Here is a 17,971-nt window from a genome sequence, read left to right on the forward strand (position 1 = left end):
GCGCCGGCCCACGCGCCGGGGCACGCCCCCGGCCCCTCGGCGGTGGCCGGGGACGCCCCGCCGCTCGGCGGCGCCCTTTCTCCCGTACCGCCCGCGCTCGGCGGCGACCGTTTCCCGGGCCCCGGCGGCGGGGCCCAGTCCTGCGCTTACTCCGCGCCCGGGCACGAGCCGCCGCTGGGCGGCGCAATTACCCCCGACTCCCAGCACAGCGCGCCACCGCCCGGCGGACCCGGGTCGGGGCACGCCCCGCAGCCGCCCGGCGGGGCGCCCGCGCTCGGCTTCGTCGCGCCGGCCGGCCCCTCGCCGGTGCCGGAGGCGGCCGGACCCGTGCCCCCGGCCGGCACCGCGTACCCAGCGGATCCGCCGCGGCCCGGGACTCCCGCCCCGCAGGCGGGCCCCCCGGCGTGGCCGGCCGTCGCGGTGTCGCCGCCAGGTCCCGCGCGGGCAGCCGGGGAGCAGCCGCCCGCACCGCAGCCGGCGGGGGAGCGGGCCCCCGTCGCGGATCCGGGTGCCACCGTGCCGCGGCAGAAGGACGGCACAGCCAGACCCCGGACGCTCCCGGCGGAGGTCGGCGGAGCACTGCCCGACCCGCTGGACCACCCCGACCCCGCGGCCGCCGCCGAGGCCGCGGCGGTGGAGAACCTCCTGCGGTGCTGGGTCCGCGAAACCGGACTCGGTCGGCCCGCCGGGCCCGTGCTGCGCATCCCCCTTCCCGCATCCGGCACCGCCCTGCTCGTCGCCGTCCGCTACTGGTCCCCCGCAGGCTGGCACCGCTTCGCCCAGGCCCGCCTCGTGGGCGCCCCCGCCGGCGCCCCGGCCGTGGACGCCGTCACCCTTGCCGCGCTCATCTCCCGCGAGGGCACCCGCACCGCCACCGCACCCGGAGCCCACGGAGCACCCGGAGCCCACGGCGGCTCCGACCTCGTCGGCCGGGTCGCCGACTCGGTGCACCGCACAGCCGAGTTCATCGCGGACCGGCGCCGACGCCCGACCGCACCCGCCCCCATCGCCCTGGACCGTTTCCTCAGCGCCGAACAGTCCCTCCTCCTCGGTCACCCGCTGCACCCGACCCCAAAGAGCCGCGAGGAACTCTCCGCGGCCGAGGTGCGCCGCTACTCACCCGAACTCCACGGCTCCTTCCCCCTCCACTGGATGGCCGTCGCGCCCTCCGCCCTCGCCACCGACTCGGCCTGGACCGAACGCGGTCGCCCGATCCCCGCCGCCCAACTGCTCGGACGGCTCGCCCCCGGTCTCCCGCTCCCCGCCGGAACCACCCCCCTACCCCTGCACCCCTGGCAGGCCCGCGACCTCCTTCAGCGCCCCGCCGTCGCCGCCCTCCGCGACGCGGGACTCCTGCACGACCTGGGCCCGTACGGCGAGCCCTGGTATCCGACCTCCTCCATCCGCACCGCCCACCGGCCCGGCGCCCCCGCGATGCTCAAGCTGTCCTTGGGCCTGCGCATCACCAACTCCCGTCGCGAGAACCTCCGCAAGGAACTCCACCGAGGCGTCGAGGTACACCGGCTGCTCCGCACCGGCCTCGCCGAGCAGTGGCAGGCCTCCCACCCCGGCTTCGACATCGTCCGCGACCCCGCCTGGCTCGCCGTCGACGCCCCGGACGGCAGCCCGGTCCCCGGACTCGACGTCCTGCTGCGCCACAACCCCTTCCGCTCCGGCGACGACGCCCTGTGCATCGCCGCACTCACCGCACCCCGTCCGTGGCCCGGCCGGGCCGCCATGCGCTCCCGCCTCGCCGAGACCGTCTCGCGGCTGGCCGCCACCACCGGATGTACGACCGCCGCGGTCTCCGCCGAGTGGTTCCTGCGCTACCTCGACCACGTCGTCCTGCCGGTCCTCGCCTTCGACGCGCTCGCCGGCATCGCCCTGGAGGCCCACCAGCAGAACACCCTGGTCCTCCTCGACCCCGCCGGCTGGCCGGTCGGCGGCCGCTACCGCGACAACCAGGGCTACTACTTCCGCGACTCCCACCGCGCGGAACTGGAGCGCCGGCTCCCCGGCATCGGCAGCGCCAGCGACACCTTCGTCCCCGACGCCGTCACCGACGAACGCTTCGCCTACTACCTCGGCATCAACAACGTGCTCGGCCTCATCGGCGCCTTCGGATCTCAACGGCTCGCCGACGAACGCGTCCTGCTCGCCGCCTTCCGCCGCTTCCTCGGCAAGGCCGCGGACCTCGGCCCGCTCCCCGTGCAGCTGCTCGACTCGCCCACCCTGCGCTGCAAAGCGAATCTGCTCACCCGCCTGGGCGGCCTGGACGAGCTCGTCGGCCCCGTCGACACCCAGTCCGTCTACGTCACCATCACCAACCCCCTTCACGATTGACGCGTCCGCGACCACACGGAGAAGAGCCCCGATGCCCTCCACCGACTCCCACACCGATGCCGCGGGCCGGGCAGCCGAAGCCCCGGACGCCACCGGCGAATCGCGGCTCGACGCCGGGTTACTGCCCCTGCTCGCCGAGGCGGACCTGCTCGACTCCCCGGCCGGCTGGGGCACCGCCACCACCCGGTCCGGAGCCTTCCGCCTGGAACCCGTACGCCTCGACCGGGACCTGGAGCTCCTCACCGGCTGGATGAACGACCCCGAGGTGGCCGCCTATTGGGAACTCGCCGGCCCCGCCGCCACGACCGCTGCCCACGTCCGGGCGCAACTGGCAGGGGACAGCCGCAGCATCCCCTGCCTCGGCCTTCTCGCCGGCACACCGATGAGCTACTGGGAGATCTACCGGGCCGACCTCGACCCGATCGCCCGCCACTACCCGGCGCGCCCCCACGACACGGGTATCCACCTGCTCATCGGAGACGGCACGAACCGGGGCCGAGGTCTGGGGACCGCACTCCTGCGCGCCGTCGCCGACCTGGTGTTCGACAACCGTCCTCGCTGCACACGCGTCATTGCCGAACCGGACATTGGCAACACCCCCTCCGTATCAGCCTTCGTGAACTCCGGCTTCCGCTGTTTCAAGGAAATCGACCTGCCCGAGAAGCGAGCCGCTCTGATGATTCGCGAGCGGGCACTACGCAATCTCCTCTGACTGCCGCCCCGCTCATTCACCACCTCGCTCCCCGCCAGCTCACCTCTTGCTTTCCTTCGCCTCTTCCCTCACCGCTTCACGCCTCTCACCTCGAAAACTCTGCGTCGCGCAGCAAAGTTCCCGATCTCCGAGGAGTGCCGTGCCGAATTTCCCAACCGTCCCATCCGTTCCCGCCGTCCCCGCCCCGGGCCCCGCCGTCCCCGATGCCCCGGGCCCCGGCTCCGCCGAGCCCCCCGTGCCGCCGTCGTCCCAGCACCCCTGCACTCCGCCCGAGCTCAACCGCGCGACCTGGGACTCCGCCGCCGCCCGGCTGCTGGCCAAGCTGCTCGGCGAGTTCGCGTACGAGGAGATCATCAGCCCCGTACCGGCCCCGGCCGCCGCCGGTGACGCCTGGACCCTGACCCTCGACGACGGCAGCAGCCTCGGCTTCCGCGCCCGCCGCCGCGCGTACGGCAGCTGGCACGTCACACCCGACACCATCACCCTCACGCCGCCTCACCCCTCCACCGGGCCCCCCACCGCCTTCGGGGACCCGTACGCCTTCCTCATCCGGGCCCGCCGCCTCCTCGGTCTCGACGGCGCGACCCTCGGGCACCTGGTCCGCGAGCTCAGCGCGACGCTCGCCGCGGACGCCCGCATCGAGCACACCGCCCTCACGGCCGACGTCCTCGCCGACCTTGACTACGCGGCCCTCGAAGGCCACCAGACCGGCCACCCCTGGCTCGTCCTCAACAAGGGCCGCATCGGACTCTCCGCCTCCGACACCGCCGCCTGGGCGCCCGAGGCCCGCGTCCGACAGCGGCTGCCCTGGCTCGCCGCCCACACCACCCTCGCGACCTACCGCGGCACGGCCGGCCTCGAAGACCCGTCACGCCTCTACTCCGCCGAGCTCGACCCCGTCACCCGCGCCGCCTTCGACCAGGCCCTGCGCGAGCGCGGCCTCGACCCCCGCGGCTACCTCTACCTCCCCGTGCACCCCTGGCAGTGGGACGAGATCGTGCTCCCCCTCTTCGCCCCGGCCCTCGCCTCCGGCGCGCTGGTCCCGCTCCCCGCCGACCCCGACGAACGCCTCCCGCAGCAGTCGATCCGCACCTTCCTCAACCTGACCCACCCCGACCGGCACAGCGTCAAACTGCCGCTCTCCGTCCTCAACACCATGGTCTGGCGCGGCCTGCCGTCCGACCTGGCACTGGCCGCCCCCGCCGTCACCGCCTGGATCCACTCCCTCCGCGACGCGGACCCCTTCCTCCGCGACGAATGCGGGGTGATCCTGCTCGGTGAGGTCGCCTCCGTCACCGTCCGCCACCCCGTCTACGACCAGCTCCCCGAGGTCCCGTACCAGTACAAGGAACTCCTCGGCGCGATCTGGCGCGAGCCCCTGACCGGCCGCCTCGCCCCCGGCGAACGCGCCCGCACGCTCGCCTCCCTCCTCCACACCGACCCCCGCGGACGGTCCTTCACCGCCGAACTCGTCGCCCGCTCCGGTCTCACGCCCACCGTCTGGCTCCAGCGGCTCTTCGCCGCCCTGCTGCCCCCGCTGCTCCACTTCCTCTACCGCTACGGGACCGTCTTCTCCCCGCACGGCGAGAACGCCATCGTGATCTTCGACGAGTACGACGTCCCCGTCCGGCTCGCGGTCAAGGACTTCGTGGACGACGTCAACATCAGCGACGAGCCGCTGCCCGAGCTGGCCGCGATGCCCGCCGAGGTCCGCGCCGTGCTGCTCACCGAGCCCGCCGACTTCCTGCCCCAGTTCATCCACTCGGGTCTCTTCATCGGCGTCTTCCGCTACCTGTCCGCACTGTGCGAGGACCGCCTCGGCGTCGCGGAGGACGAGTTCTGGTCCCTCGCACGGGCGGAGATCCTGCGCCACCAGGCCCGGTTCCCGGAGCTCAAGGACCGCTACGAGCTCTTCGACCTGCTGGGCGAGCGCATCGTGCGGCTCTGCCTGAATCGCAACAGGCTCTACGAGGACGGATACCGGGACCGCCCCGACCGCCCGCACGCCGTGCAGTACGGCACCGTGCCGAACCCCTTATACCGGCCGTGATCCCTCGCCGGTGCGGTCGCTGTCGGTGGCGCCCCGTAGGGTTGGCAGTGCTATGACGAAGCCCTCCCTCCCCGACCTGCTGCACGCCGCCGTCTCCGCCGTCGGCGGCACGGAGCGCCCCGGCCAGGTGACCATGGCCGAAGCCGTCGCCGAAGCGATCGACGACAACTCCCACCGGCTCATCCAGGCCGGCACCGGCACCGGAAAGTCCCTCGGCTACCTGGTGCCGGCCCTCGCGCACGGCGAGCGCGTGGTCGTGGCCACCGCGACCCTGGCCCTGCAGCGGCAGCTCGTCGAGCGCGACCTGCCCCGGACGGTGGAGGCGCTGCACCCGCAGCTCCGCCGCCGCCCGCAGTTCGCCATGCTCAAGGGCCGCTCCAACTACCTGTGCCTGCACCGCCTGCACGAGGGAGCGCCGCAGGACGAGGAGGAGGGCCTCTTCGACCAGTTCGAGGCGGCCGCTCCCACCAGCAAACTCGGCCAGGACCTGCTGCGTCTGCGGGACTGGGCGGACGAGACCGAGACCGGCGATCGCGACGATCTGACGCCCGGCGTCTCCGACAAGGCCTGGAGCCAGATCTCGGTCTCCTCGCGGGAGTGCCTGGGCGCGACGAAGTGCGCGTACGGAGCCGAATGCTTCGCGGAGGCCGCGCGCGAGCGGGCCAAGCTCGCCGACGTGGTCGTCACCAACCACGCGCTCTTGGCCATCGACGCCATCGAGGGCGCCCCGGTGCTGCCGCAGCATGAGGTGCTGATCGTGGACGAGGCCCACGAGCTGGTCTCGCGGGTCACCGGCGTGGCCACCGGCGAGCTCACTCCCGGCCAGGTCAACCGTGCCGTGAAGCGGTCGGCGAAGCTGGTCGACGAGAAGACGGCGGACTCCCTGCAGACTGCCTCCGAGTCCTTCGAACGCGTGATGGAGCTTGCCCTCCCGGGCCGCCTCGAGGAGGTCCCCGAGGACCTCGGCTACGCGCTGATGGCCCTGCGGGACGCCGCGCGCAATGTGATCTCCGCGATCGGCGCGACGCGGGACAAGTCCGTCCACGACGAGGACGCGGTCCGCAAGCAGGCCTTGGCCGCGGTGGAGAGCGTGCACGGGGTGGCGGAGCGGATCGTGAACCGCTCCGAGTACGACGTCGTCTGGTACGAACGCCACGACCGCTTCGGCGCCACCCTCCGGGTCGCCCCGCTGTCGGTGTCGGGCTTGCTGCGCGAGAAGCTGTTCGAAGACCGCTCGGTGGTCCTGACCTCGGCGACCCTCAAGCTCGGCGGCGACTTCAACGGGGTCGCGGCCTCGCTCGGCCTGTCCCCCGAGGGGGTCGAGGGGGACGACGTACCGCTCTGGAAGGGCCTGGACGTCGGCTCCCCCTTCGACTACCCCAAGCAGGGCATCCTCTACGTTGCGAAGCACCTGGCCACGCCAGGCCGCGAGGGCACCCGGGGCGACATGATGGACGAGCTCGCCGAACTGATCGAGGCGGCCGGCGGCCGCACCCTAGGCCTCTTCTCCTCCATGCGCGGCGCGAAGGCGGCCGCCGAGGAGCTGCGCGGCCGGCTCGACAACCCGATCCTGCTGCAGGGCGAGGAGACGCTGGGCGAGCTGATCAAGGCCTTCGCCGCGGATCCGAAGACCTGCCTGTTCGGCACCCTGTCGCTGTGGCAGGGCGTGGACGTGCCCGGACCCAGCTGCCAGCTGGTGGTCATGGACAGGATCCCGTTCCCGCGGCCCGACGACCCGCTGATGAGTGCCCGGCAGAAGTCGGTCGAGGAGCACGGGGGCAACGGCTTCATGGCCGTGGCCGCCACGCACGCGGCTCTGCTGATGGCCCAGGGCGCGGGTCGTCTCGTACGGGCCACGGGCGACCGGGGCGTGGTGGCGGTACTCGACCCTCGCCTGGCCACGGCCCGGTACGGGAGCTTCCTGCGGGCCACGCTGCCGGACTTCTGGTACACCACGGACCGCAACCAGGCGCGCCGCTCCTTGGCCGCCATCGACGCCACGGCGCAGGCCGACGGCAAGTAGCCACGGCGAGGAGCCGACGGCAAGGAGCCACCAAGAGCCGACGGCAGTGGCCGTACGGGGTACGGCGCGGGGCGCACAACAGCCCCGGGACCGGCGCAGTGGGTCCCGGGGCTGGCGAGAGGCGACGGGTCAGACCCGGCGCAGTACCGCGACGACCTTGCCGAGGATGGTGGCCTCGTCGCCGGGGATGGGCTGGTAGGCGGAGTTGTGCGGGAGAAGCCAGACGTGGCCGTCCTCGCGCTTGAAGCGCTTGACCGTGGCCTCACCGTCGAGCATCGCGGCGACGATGTCGCCGTTCTCCGCGACGGGCTGGCGGCGGACCGTGACCCAGTCGCCGTCGCAGATCGCGGCCTCGATCATCGAGTCGCCCACGACCTTGAGGACGAAGAGCTCGCCGTCGCCGACGAGCTGGCGGGGGAGGGGGAACACGTCCTCCACCGACTCCTCGGCGAGGATCGGACCGCCGGCCGCGATCCTGCCGACCAAGGGGACGTACGAGGCGGCGGGCTTGCCGGTGGTGTCCGTGGGCTGCGAGCTGGGCTGATCGGAGCCGCGGACCTCGTACGCCCGGGGCCGGTGCGGGTCACGGCGCAGGAAGCCCTTGCGCTCCAGGGCCATCAGCTGGTGCGCGACCGAAGAGGTGCTGGACAGGCCGACCGCCTGGCCGATCTCGCGCATCGACGGCGGGTAGCCCCGCCGCTGCACCGAGTCGCGGATGACCTCGATGACCCTCCGCTGCCGGTCCGTGAGCCCGGAGCTGTCGGCGCGGATGCCTGGAGGTCGCCCTGGCATCGAGCGTGCGGGGCGCACGGGCTCCGCCTCCGGATTCAGGCTTGCGTCATTCATGGCATGCACCGGCTCGAGTCGGCTCTGGGAGCGGTTCTGGGCAGTGATGGTGGCACTGTCTGCGGTGGTGGTCACGTCGGCCCCTCTCGAAATGTTCTCCCTAGCTGGACAACGGTAGTTGCTTTCGAAAGGTTGCGCCAAACACACGTTCGAGTGAAAAATCGCAGATCGTCCGTCGTGGTCACATCGTGAGGTGTATAGACGGAACGGTCGACCGAACGTGGGTTCGGCTCGGCGTCCCCTGCTTACGGTACCCTTCCGGGTCGGGTCGCCACCGTCCGGGCCGGGGCTCAGTGTGGCACCGCGAGGCCCTGTATCCGGCCATCGGACACTCCGACACGCTGAGCCGCGTAATTCCACCACAACCCAAGATCTAGTGGTTGGATGAGCGCTGCCACCCAGAAGTTGTGGTCCTCGGTCCGCCGCGGTCCTCAACATCGCATATGCTTGTGGCTGCTTCACGAGCCCCCTGACAGAGCCTGTCTCTGCCGTTCAGGGGCCCCGTGAGGTGATTCAGTCGCGCCAAGAGGGAGGGTGAGGGAACCATGCACTGCCCTTTCTGCAGGCACCCCGACAGCCGCGTCGTCGACAGCCGGACCACGGACGACGGCACGTCGATCCGCCGGCGCCGCCAGTGCCCCGACTGCTCCCGTCGCTTCACGACGGTGGAGACGGCCTCGCTGATGGTGATCAAGCGCAGCGGGGTGACCGAGCCCTTCAGCCGTACCAAGGTCATCTCCGGCGTGCGCAAGGCGTGCCAGGGGCGGCCGGTCACCGAGGACGCCCTCGCCAAGCTCGGCCAGCGGGTCGAGGAGGCGGTGCGCGCCACCGGGAGCGCCGAGCTGACCACCCACGACGTGGGTCTGGCCATACTCGGCCCGTTGCAGGAACTCGACCTGGTCGCCTACCTCCGGTTCGCGTCCGTGTACAAAGCTTTCGACACCCTTGAAGACTTCGAGACCGCCATCGCGGAACTCCGCGTGCCGCGGCCTCACCCCCAAGAGTGCGAGCCCGGTGGGACCGGTTCGGTCCCCGTGCCCGCCTCCGCCGCCGACTGACCGGACGGCCCGCACCGCGCTGCACTCGCATCGTGGAGCGGCCGGTTTGTCAGGCGATGAGACGTAGATACAAGACACAGCACCGTGCCGCGGAATAGCGCTGGCACTTTAGGGCGTTTTGCCCGCATTGGGAGGCGGCATGACAGAGACGGCGAGCAGCTCGGCACGTGGTTCCCGCGCCAAGGGGACCAAGGCTGCGAAGAGCGGCCTGCGTATCGAGCGCATCCACACCACCCCCGGCGTGCACCCGTACGATGAGGTGAGCTGGGAGCGCCGTGACGTCGTCATGACCAACTGGCGCGACGGCTCGGTCAACTTCGAGCAGCGTGGCGTCGAGTTCCCCGACTTCTGGTCGGTGAACGCGGTCAACATCGTCACCAGCAAGTACTTCCGCGGCGCGGTGGGCTCCCCGCAGCGCGAGACCGGTCTGAAGCAGCTCATCGACCGGATCGTGAAGACGTACACGAAGGCCGGCGAGGACTTCGACTACTTCTCGTCGCCCGCCGATGTGGAGATCTTCGAGCACGAGCTGACCTACGCCCTCCTGCACCAGATCTTCAGCTTCAACTCGCCGGTGTGGTTCAACGTCGGCACGCCCCAGCCGCAGCAGGTCTCCGCCTGCTTCATCCTGGCCGTCGACGACTCCATGGAGTCGATCCTCGACTGGTACAAGGAAGAGGGCATGATCTTCAAGGGCGGCTCCGGCGCCGGCCTGAACCTCTCCCGCATCCGCTCCTCCAAGGAGCTCCTCTCCTCCGGCGGCAACGCCTCCGGCCCGGTCTCCTTCATGCGCGGTGCCGACGCGTCCGCCGGAACGATCAAGTCGGGCGGCGCCACCCGTCGCGCGGCCAAGATGGTCGTCCTGGACGTGGACCACCCGGACGTCGAGGCCTTCATCGAGACCAAGGTGAAGGAGGAGGAGAAGATCCGCGCCCTGCGCGACGCGGGCTTCGACATGGACCTGGGCGGCGACGACATCACGTCCGTCCAGTACCAGAACGCCAACAACTCCGTCCGTGTGAACGACGAGTTCATGACGGCCGTCGAGAACGGCACCGAATTCGGCCTGCGTGCCCGCATGACCGGCGAGGTCATCGAGAAGGTCGACGCCAAGGCGCTCTTCCGCAAGCTGGCCGAGGCCGCGTGGGCCTGCGCCGACCCGGGCATCCAGTACGACGGTGTGATCAACAACTGGCACACCTGCCCCGAGTCCGGCCGCATCACCGCGTCCAACCCCTGCAGCGAGTACATGCACCTGGACAACACGTCCTGCAACCTCGCCTCGCTGAACCTGATGAAGTTCCTGAACGACGACGGCAAGGGCAACCAGTCCTTCGACGCCGAGCGTTTCGCGAAGGTCGTCGAGCTCGTCATCACGGCGATGGACATCTCCATCTGCTTCGCGGACTTCCCGACGCAGAAGATCGGCGAGAACACCCGCGCCTTCCGCCAGCTGGGCATCGGCTACGCCAACCTCGGCGCCCTGCTGATGGCCACCGGCCACGCGTACGACTCGGACGGCGGGCGCACCCTCGCCGCCTCGATCACTTCGCTGATGACCGGTACCGCGTACAAGCGCTCCGCCGAGCTGGCCGCGATCGTCGGTCCGTACGACGGCTACGCCCGCAACGCCGAGTCGCACAAGCGCGTCATGAAGCAGCACTCCGACGCCAACGCCGTCGCGCCGCGCACCGTGGACCTGGACAACACCATCTGGGCCGCGGCCACCGAAGCCTGGCAGGACGTCCTGCGCCTCGGCGAGAAGAACGGCTTCCGCAACTCCCAGGCCTCCGTCCTCGCGCCGACCGGCACCATCGGTCTCGCGATGTCCTGCGACACCACGGGCGTCGAGCCGGACCTGGCTTTGGTCAAGTTCAAGAAGCTCGTCGGCGGCGGCTCGATGCAGATCGTCAACGGCACCGTCCCGCAGGCCCTGCGCCGCCTGGGTTACCAGGAGGAGCAGATCGAGGCGATCGTCGCCCACATCGCCGAGCACGGCGTGGTCGTCGACGCACCGGGCCTGAAGACCGAGCACTACTCGGTGTTCGACTGCGCCATGGGCGAGCGTTCCATCTCCGCGATGGGCCACGTCCGCATGATGGCCGCGATCCAGCCCTGGATCTCCGGTGCGATCTCGAAGACGGTCAACATGCCGGAGACGGCGACCGTCGAGGAGATCGAGGAGATCTACTTCGAGGCGTGGAAGCTGGGCGTCAAGGCGCTCGCGATCTACCGCGACAACTGCAAGGTCGGCCAGCCCCTCTCCGCGAAGAAGAAGGAAGCGGAGAAGGTCGAGGTCAGTGAGAAGGCCGAGTCGACCATCCGCGCGGCGGTCGAGAAGGTCATCGAGTACCGCCCGGTCCGCAAGCGCCTCCCGAAGGGCCGCCCGGGGATCACCACCTCCTTCACGGTCGGTGGCGCCGAGGGCTACATGACGGCGAACTCCTACCCGGACGACGGTCTGGGCGAGGTCTTCCTGAAGATGTCCAAGCAGGGTTCGACCCTCGCGGGCATGATGGACGCCTTCTCGATCGCCGTGTCGGTCGGTCTGCAGTACGGCGTTCCGCTGGAGACGTACGTCGCGAAGTTCACGAACATGCGCTTCGAGCCGGCCGGTATGACGGACGACCCGGACGTGCGGATGGCGCAGTCGATCGTCGACTACATCTTCCGTCGCGTGGCGCTCGACTTCCTGCCCTTCGAGACCCGCTCGGCCCTCGGCATCCACTCCGCCGAGGAGCGTCAGCGCCACCTGGACACCGGTTCGTACGAGCCGCTCGAGGAGGAGCTCGACACGGAGTCCCTGGCCCAGTCCGCCCCGCTGGCGGCGGTCCCGCAGGCTCCGAAGCCGATCGCGGCCGTCCAGGTCCCGGCCCCCAAGACGGCGCACTCCAACGCCGAACTGGTCGAGATGCAGCTCGGCGTGTCCGCCGACGCCCCGCTCTGCTTCTCCTGCGGTACGAAGATGCAGCGCGCCGGCTCCTGCTACATCTGCGAGGGCTGCGGCTCCACCAGCGGCTGCAGCTGATGCCGGGCGGGCTACGTGGGATGCAGCATCCGACGTAGCCCGCACAGGTAGCTGAGCAGCAGCTCACGAAGGGGACCGGCCGAGGGCCGGTCCCCTTCGTCGTGCCCGTGACCCGCTCGTGCCGCCACGCCCGCCCGTAGGGGGGCCGGGACCACGTCCGGATCTTTGTGGCTTCTGCCAGTACGAAGGCCTGCCGGGATCCGTAGAGACTGCCAACCACAAGCCGCGGCGTCCCCGGGAGGGGGCCGTGGCCAAGGGCATGACCAACACGGGGAGAACGAACAGTGAGCGCGCAACAGTACGACGAGATCGGTGAGGCGTTCGAGGGTTTCAAGGCCCTGCCGCTGGCGCAGTACGGGGAGGTGCCGAGCTTCCTGTCCCTGGTCGGGGACGTACGCGGCAAGTCGGTCCTCGACCTGGCTTCCGGCACCGGCTTCTACAGCAGGGAGTTCAAGCGGCGCGGCGCCGGGGACGTGTTCGGAGTCGACATCTCGGGTGAGATGGTCGCCGTGGCGCAGGCGTTGGAGGAGCGCGATCCGCTGGGTGTGCGCTACGAGGTGGGCGATGTCAGCGAACTGCGGCCCCTCGGGCAGCGCTTCGACGTCGCCGTTGCCGTCCAGCTGCTCAACTACGCGCAGGACGTCGCCGCCTTCGAGCGGATGTGCCGTAACGTGCACCGGAGCCTGGAGCCCGGCGCCGAGTTCTTCGTGCTCAACCAGACGCCCGACTACCGCTTCGACGGTCCGCCCCTGGACAAGTACGGCTTCCGCTCCGAGCTGACCGGCGAGGAGGCCGAGACCGGACCGCGCGTACGGATCACCGCGCTGCTCGACCAGCACCCGATCGAGTTCGTCACCACCTGCCCGCGCCGTGAGGTCTACGAGAAGTGTCTGCGGGCGGCCGGATTCACCGAGGTGACCTGGGTCCCGGTGGAGGTGTCCGACGCCGGCGTGCGTACGTTCGGTGCGGACTTCTGGACGGACCTCCTCGCCAACCCCCCGCTGCAGATGCTGCGCTGCCGCGCCTGACTGCCTGACGGTCGACCGGGCATTTCAGCTTCTGGTCTTCGGCGTGTTCGAGGTGGGGTGGTGAAGTATTTAGCTAATTAGCTCATGTGCTAAAAAGGTCGCATGGCTGAGAACAGCGAGACCGACGACGAGGCCGGCGTCTTCCGGGCGCTCGCCGATCCCACGCGGCGCCAGATCCTGGAGGATCTGCGCGACGGGGAGCTGGCGGCCGGGGAGATCGCCGGCCGGTTCACCATCAGCGCCCCGTCCGTGTCGCGGCACCTCGGGGTGCTGAAGTCCGCGGGACTGGTGCGGGAGCGGCGCGACGGCAACCGGATCCTCTACACGCTCGTCGAGGAGCGGCTGGCCGCCTCCGTCGGCCGGTTCCTCAGCATGGTGTGCCCGGAGCAGATCGTGCTCCGGCACCAGCGGCGCAAGAACGAATCGGGGGAGAGCACCCAATGATCGGTCCGAAGATCGCGAGTGTCATCGAGCGTCGGCTGCTCGTGAACTACCGGGTCGACCCCGAGGTGGCGGCGCGACAGCTGCCGGCGGGGATGCGGCCGCAGCTCGTGGGCGGCTGGGCCGTCGCCGGCATCTGCCTGCTGCGGCTCGGGGACACCCGGCCGCGCTGGGCCCCCGCCGGTACGGGCGTGCGCAGCGAGAACGCCGCGCACCGGATCTCCGTCGAGTGGGACGGCCCGGACGGGGTCGAGACGGGGGTCTGGATTCCGCGCCGCGACAGCGGCTCCCGGCTCAACGTCCTCGCAGGCGGCCGGCTGTTCCCCGGAGCGCACGGGTCCGCCGTCTTCGACGTACGGGAGACCCCGCAGGAGATCGGGGTCGGGTACGAGACCAAGGACGCCTCCACGCGTGTACGGGTCGTCGCCCGGGTCGCGGACGAACTGCGCGGGAGCCGGCTGTTCGGCGACCTGGCCGAGGCCTCCGCGTTCTTCCGGCAGGGCGCCCGCGGCTACTCGCCCGGGCGCGCCGAGGGCCGGTTCGACGGCATGCAGCTGCACACGGACGCGTGGCGGGTGGAGGCCACCGAGGTCACCCGGGCCGAGTCCTCCTTCTTCGAGGACCCCGAGCGCTTCCCGCCGGGCACGGTCCACTTCGACTGCGCTCTGCTGATGCGCGACGTGCCCGTGGAGTGGCACCCGCTGGACTCCGCCGCAAGCGTGGGGTGCGCCGCGCCGGCCGCCTGAAAGTGGTTGGCGTCCGGGGGCGGCCAGCTGATCATGGTGCGGGGCGGCGGTGAGCGCGCGCCCCGGACGTGACGGCGGAGTGCGGGGGAGCAGCCATGTGGAGTGGTGACGAGCTGGATCTGGACGCCTATCTGGCGCGGATCGGGTACGGCTACGGGAACGGCAGCAGGAACGGCAGCGGCAGAGGGGAACTGCGGCCGGACCTGCGGACGTTGTACGAAGTGCACCGGGCCCACACCGGTGCGATCACCTTCGAGAGCCTGGACGTGCTGTTCGGCCGCCCCGTCGAGCTGGACGTCAAGGCCATCGAGGACAAGCTCGTGCACACCCGCCGCGGCGGCTACTGCTACGAGCAGAACTCGCTGCTGGCCGCCGCCCTGGAGCGGATCGGCTTCGAGGTCTCCGGGCGCGGTGCCCGCAACCGCACCCGCGGGGACACCCTGCTCGCGGTGACACATGCCGTCCTCGTCGTCACCGTCGACGGTGAACCGTGGCTCTGCGATGCCGGGTTCGGCTACCAGGGCCCGTGCGAACCGATCCCGCTGGCGCGCCCCGGTGTCGAGGTGCGGCAGGGGGAGTGGACCTTCCGCGTCCGCGAGGAGGAAGGCGGCGTCCTCGCGCTGGCCGCGCTGCGCGAGGGGAACTGGCGGGACCTGTACGCCTTCTCCCCGCAGCCCTACCACCCCGTCGACTACGTCGTGCTGAACCACTACAGCTCCTCCCACCCCCGGTCCTCCTTCGTGGGGCGGGCCATCGTCCAGTACCCGGGCGACGCCGTCCGGCTGTCCCTCGTGGGACGGGAGTTGACCCGGCTGTACCCCGACGGGCGGGTCACGCGGGAGGACGTCGCCTCCGAGGGACTGCTCGATCTGCTCGACCGGGAGTTCGGGCTTCGGCTGTCCGAGCGGGACGCGGCGGAACTGCTGCGGATCCAACGCGCCGGGGACTGACCCGGGCCCCGCCGGGACCGTACGATGGCGCAGTGCTGGTCAAGTGGATTCGCTGCACGGTGACGGACCGACGCGGGTTCGAGCGTGGGCAGCGCAAATGGGCGGGGCTGCCGGGAGAACCGGGATTCCGGGGACAGGGCGGCGGCTGGAGCCGAGGCCGGCAGGGGGTGGCGCATGTCTTCGCGTTCTGGGAGAGCCGCTCCTTCTACGACTCCTTCATGGCCCGGTCGCACGACAGGCTGGCCGCCTCCCAGAACGGCACCTACACCGACGCGCGCGTCACGCTCTTCGACCACCGCTTCGACGTGAAGACCGGCTTCGAGCCGCGCTTCACCGATGCCGATGTGGTGAGGGTGGCCCACACCCGCGTGCGCGAGGGCCGCGTGGACCACTTCGCCCTCATGCAGGAGAAGGTGTGGAACCCGGCCATGGCGGGTTCACCCGGCATGGTCCGGGGCCTGTTCGGGGAGGCGCCGGGCCGGGAGTTCCTGGTGCTGTCGATGTGGCACGCGGCGGCAGAGCACGGCAAGTACCGGCAGGAACGGGTCGAGCGGCTCTCGCTGCGCGCCCAGATCCAGGCCGACGTCGAAGCCCTCACCGGAGACGTCGTCGACCTCGAACCCGCCTGGACGGTATGACCGTAAGACCATCGCCATGCCGACCGGCGTGCCCGGTGGGTCCGTCCGCGCGCGGCCGAATAGGGTCGGGGAATGGCACGACCACGGCGCATCGTTCTTGTCCGGCACGGGGAATCGGAGGGAAACGCCGACGACTCGGTGTACGAGAGGGAACCCGACCACGCCCTGCGGCTGACCCGCAGCGGGCGCGAGCAGGCCGCGGCCCTCGGCGTACGGCTGCGCGAGCTCTTCGGTGACGAGCACATCAGCGCGTACGTCTCCCCGTACCGCCGGACCCTGCAGACCTTCCGGGAGCTGCGGCTGGACCCGACGCGGGTGCGGATGCGCGAGGAGCCCCGGCTGCGCGAGCAGGACTGGGGGAACTGGCAGGAACGCGAGGACGTACGGCTGCAGAAGGCGTACCGGGACGCGTACGGCCACTTCTTCTACCGCTTCGCCCAGGGCGAGTCGGGGGCCGACGTCTACGACCGGGTCGGGTCCTTCCTGGAGAGCCTCTACCGCAGCTTCGAGGCCCCGGACCATCCGGAGAACGTGCTCCTCGTGACGCACGGGCTGACGATGCGGCTGTTCTGCATGCGCTGGTTCCACTGGTCGGTGGCCGAGTTCGAGGCCCTGTCCAACCCCGGAAACGGCGAATTCCGGATGCTTCTGCTGGGCTCGGACGGCCGGTACCGGATGGACCGCCCGTTTGAGCGGTGGACCACACCCGAGCCTTATGACCTGGACGGCTAAAGTGACGCGGGATGACCGCTGACTCCTCTCCCGAAAGGCGCTACGCACGCGCCATGGCCAGCCTCCGCGGGCTGGCCCTGGGTGACGCCCTGGGCTCCCAGTACTTCGTCCCCGTGAACTACCCGCTGCTCAAGCAGCGCGAGCTGCCCGCCGGCACCGACCCGTGGCAGTGGACCGACGACACCGAGATGGCCTGCTCGGTGGTGGCCGTGCTCGCCGAACACGGACGCATCGACCAGGACGCCCTGGCCTCCTCCTTCGCCCACCACCACGACTTCGACCGCGGCTACGGCCCCGCCGTGAACCGGATGCTGCGCCTGATCCGCGAAGGCGCGGACTGGCGGACGCTGGCGGCCGAGCTGTTCAACGGGCAGGGCTCGTGGGGCAACGGCGCGGCCATGCGGGTCGCCCCGCTGGGCGCCTGGTACGCGGACGACCCCGAGCAGGCCACCCACCAGGCGGAGATCTCCGCCTACACCACGCACCAGCACCGCGAGGCGGTGTGCGGCGCGATGGCCGTCGCGGCGGCGGCAGCGCTCGCGGCGGCCCCCGCGGGCCCGCCGAAGGCCGCCGACCTGCTGGACGGTGTGATCGCGCTGGTGCCGCGCAGCGCCGTGGGAGCCGGGCTGCGGCGGGCGCGGGACATGCTGGACTACGGCGACGCGACCACCGTCGCGGCGGTACTGGGCTGTGGGCGGCGTACCAGCGCGCACGACACGGTGCCGTTCGCCCTGTGGTCGGCGGCGCGGTCGCTGGACGACTACGAGCAGGCGTTCTGGACCACCGCCAAGGTGGGCGGGGACGTGGACACGACCTGCGCGATCGTCGGCGGGGTACTGGGCGCGCGCGGGGACGCGTTGCTGCCGGCCACCTGGCTGTCGCGGACCGAAGCTCTCCCGGCCTGGCTGCCGGAGGCGGCGCGGTAGCGGCGGTCTGCGCCGGTCTGTACCCCTCCGTTTGTCACGGTCCTGCCACAGGGCTCTTTTGAGCCTGTTCAAAACTCCATGTCACCGGCCTACTCTGTCCGCTTCGCCGCCCCACCGGATCATCGCGGGCGGCCAACAGCGGAGGGGAACCCGATGGCAGAGGCCACCGACAGAGCAGACGACGGAGCGGACGACCGCGCGGCGAAGGCCGGGGACGCCGTGGCCGCGGAAGCCGTGGCCGGGAGTCCCGCCGCCGGGACAGCAGCGGGGCAGGCTCCGGCCGTGGAGACGGCCAAGGGCGCAGCCACCGGCCTGCCGGCGCGACCGGCCGCGGGGGTGGGGGCAGGGGCAGGGGCAGCGGCCGAGGCAGGATCTGCTCCTCCCACGCCACCGCCGCCCACGGCACCCACGGAGCCCACGCCGCCCGCGCCGCCGGGCTGGGATCCCACG

The 17,971-nt window shown here is 71.2% G+C and carries 14 protein-coding genes and 1 pseudogene; 14 read left to right on the forward strand and 1 reads right to left on the reverse strand.

Annotated elements, in window-relative coordinates:
• The first annotated feature begins 420 nt into the window (after positions 1-420).
• The 4 genes from ACFWBF_RS19425 (at position 421) to ACFWBF_RS19440 (ending at position 7,128) form a co-directional block, all read left to right on the forward strand.
• The gene (locus ACFWBF_RS19425; RefSeq protein WP_385603163.1) at positions 421-2,343 is read left to right on the forward strand and encodes an IucA/IucC family protein; all 1,923 of its coding nucleotides are present in this window, start codon (positions 421-423) and stop codon (positions 2,341-2,343) included.
• 31 nt (positions 2,344-2,374) lie between these two features.
• A complete protein-coding gene (locus ACFWBF_RS19430; protein WP_385603028.1) occupies positions 2,375-3,055 on the forward strand; it encodes a GNAT family N-acetyltransferase in 681 nt (226 codons plus the stop codon).
• Between the two features lie 235 nt (positions 3,056-3,290).
• Positions 3,291-5,105 (forward strand): IucA/IucC family protein, encoded by a 1,815-nt coding sequence (locus ACFWBF_RS19435; protein WP_385603166.1) that lies wholly within the window; start codon positions 3,291-3,293, stop codon positions 5,103-5,105.
• Positions 5,106-5,157: 52 nt separating this feature from the next.
• On the forward strand, positions 5,158-7,128 hold the full coding sequence (locus ACFWBF_RS19440) for an ATP-dependent DNA helicase (protein ID WP_385603031.1): 1,971 nt from the start codon (positions 5,158-5,160) through the stop codon (positions 7,126-7,128).
• 129 nt (positions 7,129-7,257) lie between these two features.
• Here the strand turns inward: ACFWBF_RS19440 and lexA are convergent, their stop codons facing one another.
• A complete protein-coding gene (lexA, locus tag ACFWBF_RS19445; protein WP_385603033.1) occupies positions 7,258-8,049 on the reverse strand; it encodes a transcriptional repressor LexA in 792 nt (263 codons plus the stop codon).
• 470 nt (positions 8,050-8,519) lie between these two features.
• On the opposite strand from lexA, the gene nrdR reads away from it, so the two are divergent.
• The 10 genes and pseudogenes from nrdR to ACFWBF_RS19495 all read left to right on the forward strand — a co-directional run.
• Positions 8,520-9,032, forward strand: a complete 513-nt coding sequence (gene nrdR / locus ACFWBF_RS19450; RefSeq protein WP_385603037.1) for a transcriptional regulator NrdR — start codon at positions 8,520-8,522, stop codon at positions 9,030-9,032.
• 139 nt (positions 9,033-9,171) lie between these two features.
• Entirely contained in the window at positions 9,172-12,060 is a 2,889-nt protein-coding gene (locus tag ACFWBF_RS19455) for a vitamin B12-dependent ribonucleotide reductase (protein ID WP_385603040.1), read from the forward strand.
• A gap of 284 nt (positions 12,061-12,344) precedes the next feature.
• The gene (locus ACFWBF_RS19460) at positions 12,345-13,088 is read left to right on the forward strand and encodes a class I SAM-dependent methyltransferase (protein WP_385603043.1); all 744 of its coding nucleotides are present in this window, start codon (positions 12,345-12,347) and stop codon (positions 13,086-13,088) included.
• Positions 13,089-13,190: 102 nt separating this feature from the next.
• A complete protein-coding gene (locus ACFWBF_RS19465) occupies positions 13,191-13,532 on the forward strand; it encodes a metalloregulator ArsR/SmtB family transcription factor (protein WP_385603046.1) in 342 nt (113 codons plus the stop codon).
• On the forward strand, positions 13,529-14,275 hold the full coding sequence (locus tag ACFWBF_RS19470) for a DUF2071 domain-containing protein (RefSeq protein ID WP_385603049.1): 747 nt from the start codon (positions 13,529-13,531) through the stop codon (positions 14,273-14,275). Before ACFWBF_RS19465 ends, ACFWBF_RS19470 begins: the two co-directional genes overlap by 4 nt.
• A 95-nt stretch (positions 14,276-14,370) precedes the next feature.
• Positions 14,371-15,225: an arylamine N-acetyltransferase gene (locus tag ACFWBF_RS19475; RefSeq protein ID WP_385603052.1), complete on the forward strand. Its 855-nt coding sequence runs from the start codon at positions 14,371-14,373 to the stop codon at positions 15,223-15,225.
• 32 nt (positions 15,226-15,257) lie between these two features.
• Positions 15,258-15,863, forward strand: coding sequence for a YdbC family protein (locus ACFWBF_RS19480; protein WP_385223598.1), 606 nt, complete (start codon positions 15,258-15,260; stop codon positions 15,861-15,863).
• 72 nt (positions 15,864-15,935) lie between these two features.
• On the forward strand, positions 15,936-16,595 hold the full coding sequence (locus ACFWBF_RS19485) for a histidine phosphatase family protein (RefSeq protein WP_385603055.1): 660 nt from the start codon (positions 15,936-15,938) through the stop codon (positions 16,593-16,595).
• An 11-nt stretch (positions 16,596-16,606) separates the two neighbouring features.
• Positions 16,607-17,521, forward strand: coding sequence for an ADP-ribosylglycohydrolase family protein (locus ACFWBF_RS19490; protein ID WP_385603058.1), 915 nt, complete (start codon positions 16,607-16,609; stop codon positions 17,519-17,521).
• A 153-nt stretch (positions 17,522-17,674) separates the two neighbouring features.
• Positions 17,675-17,971: pseudogene (locus ACFWBF_RS19495) on the forward strand (hypothetical protein); the annotation flags it as partial.

The organism is Streptomyces sp. NPDC060028 (assembly GCF_042736725.1).
In the GTDB taxonomy this organism is placed as follows: Bacteria; Actinomycetota; Actinomycetes; order Streptomycetales; family Streptomycetaceae; genus Streptomyces.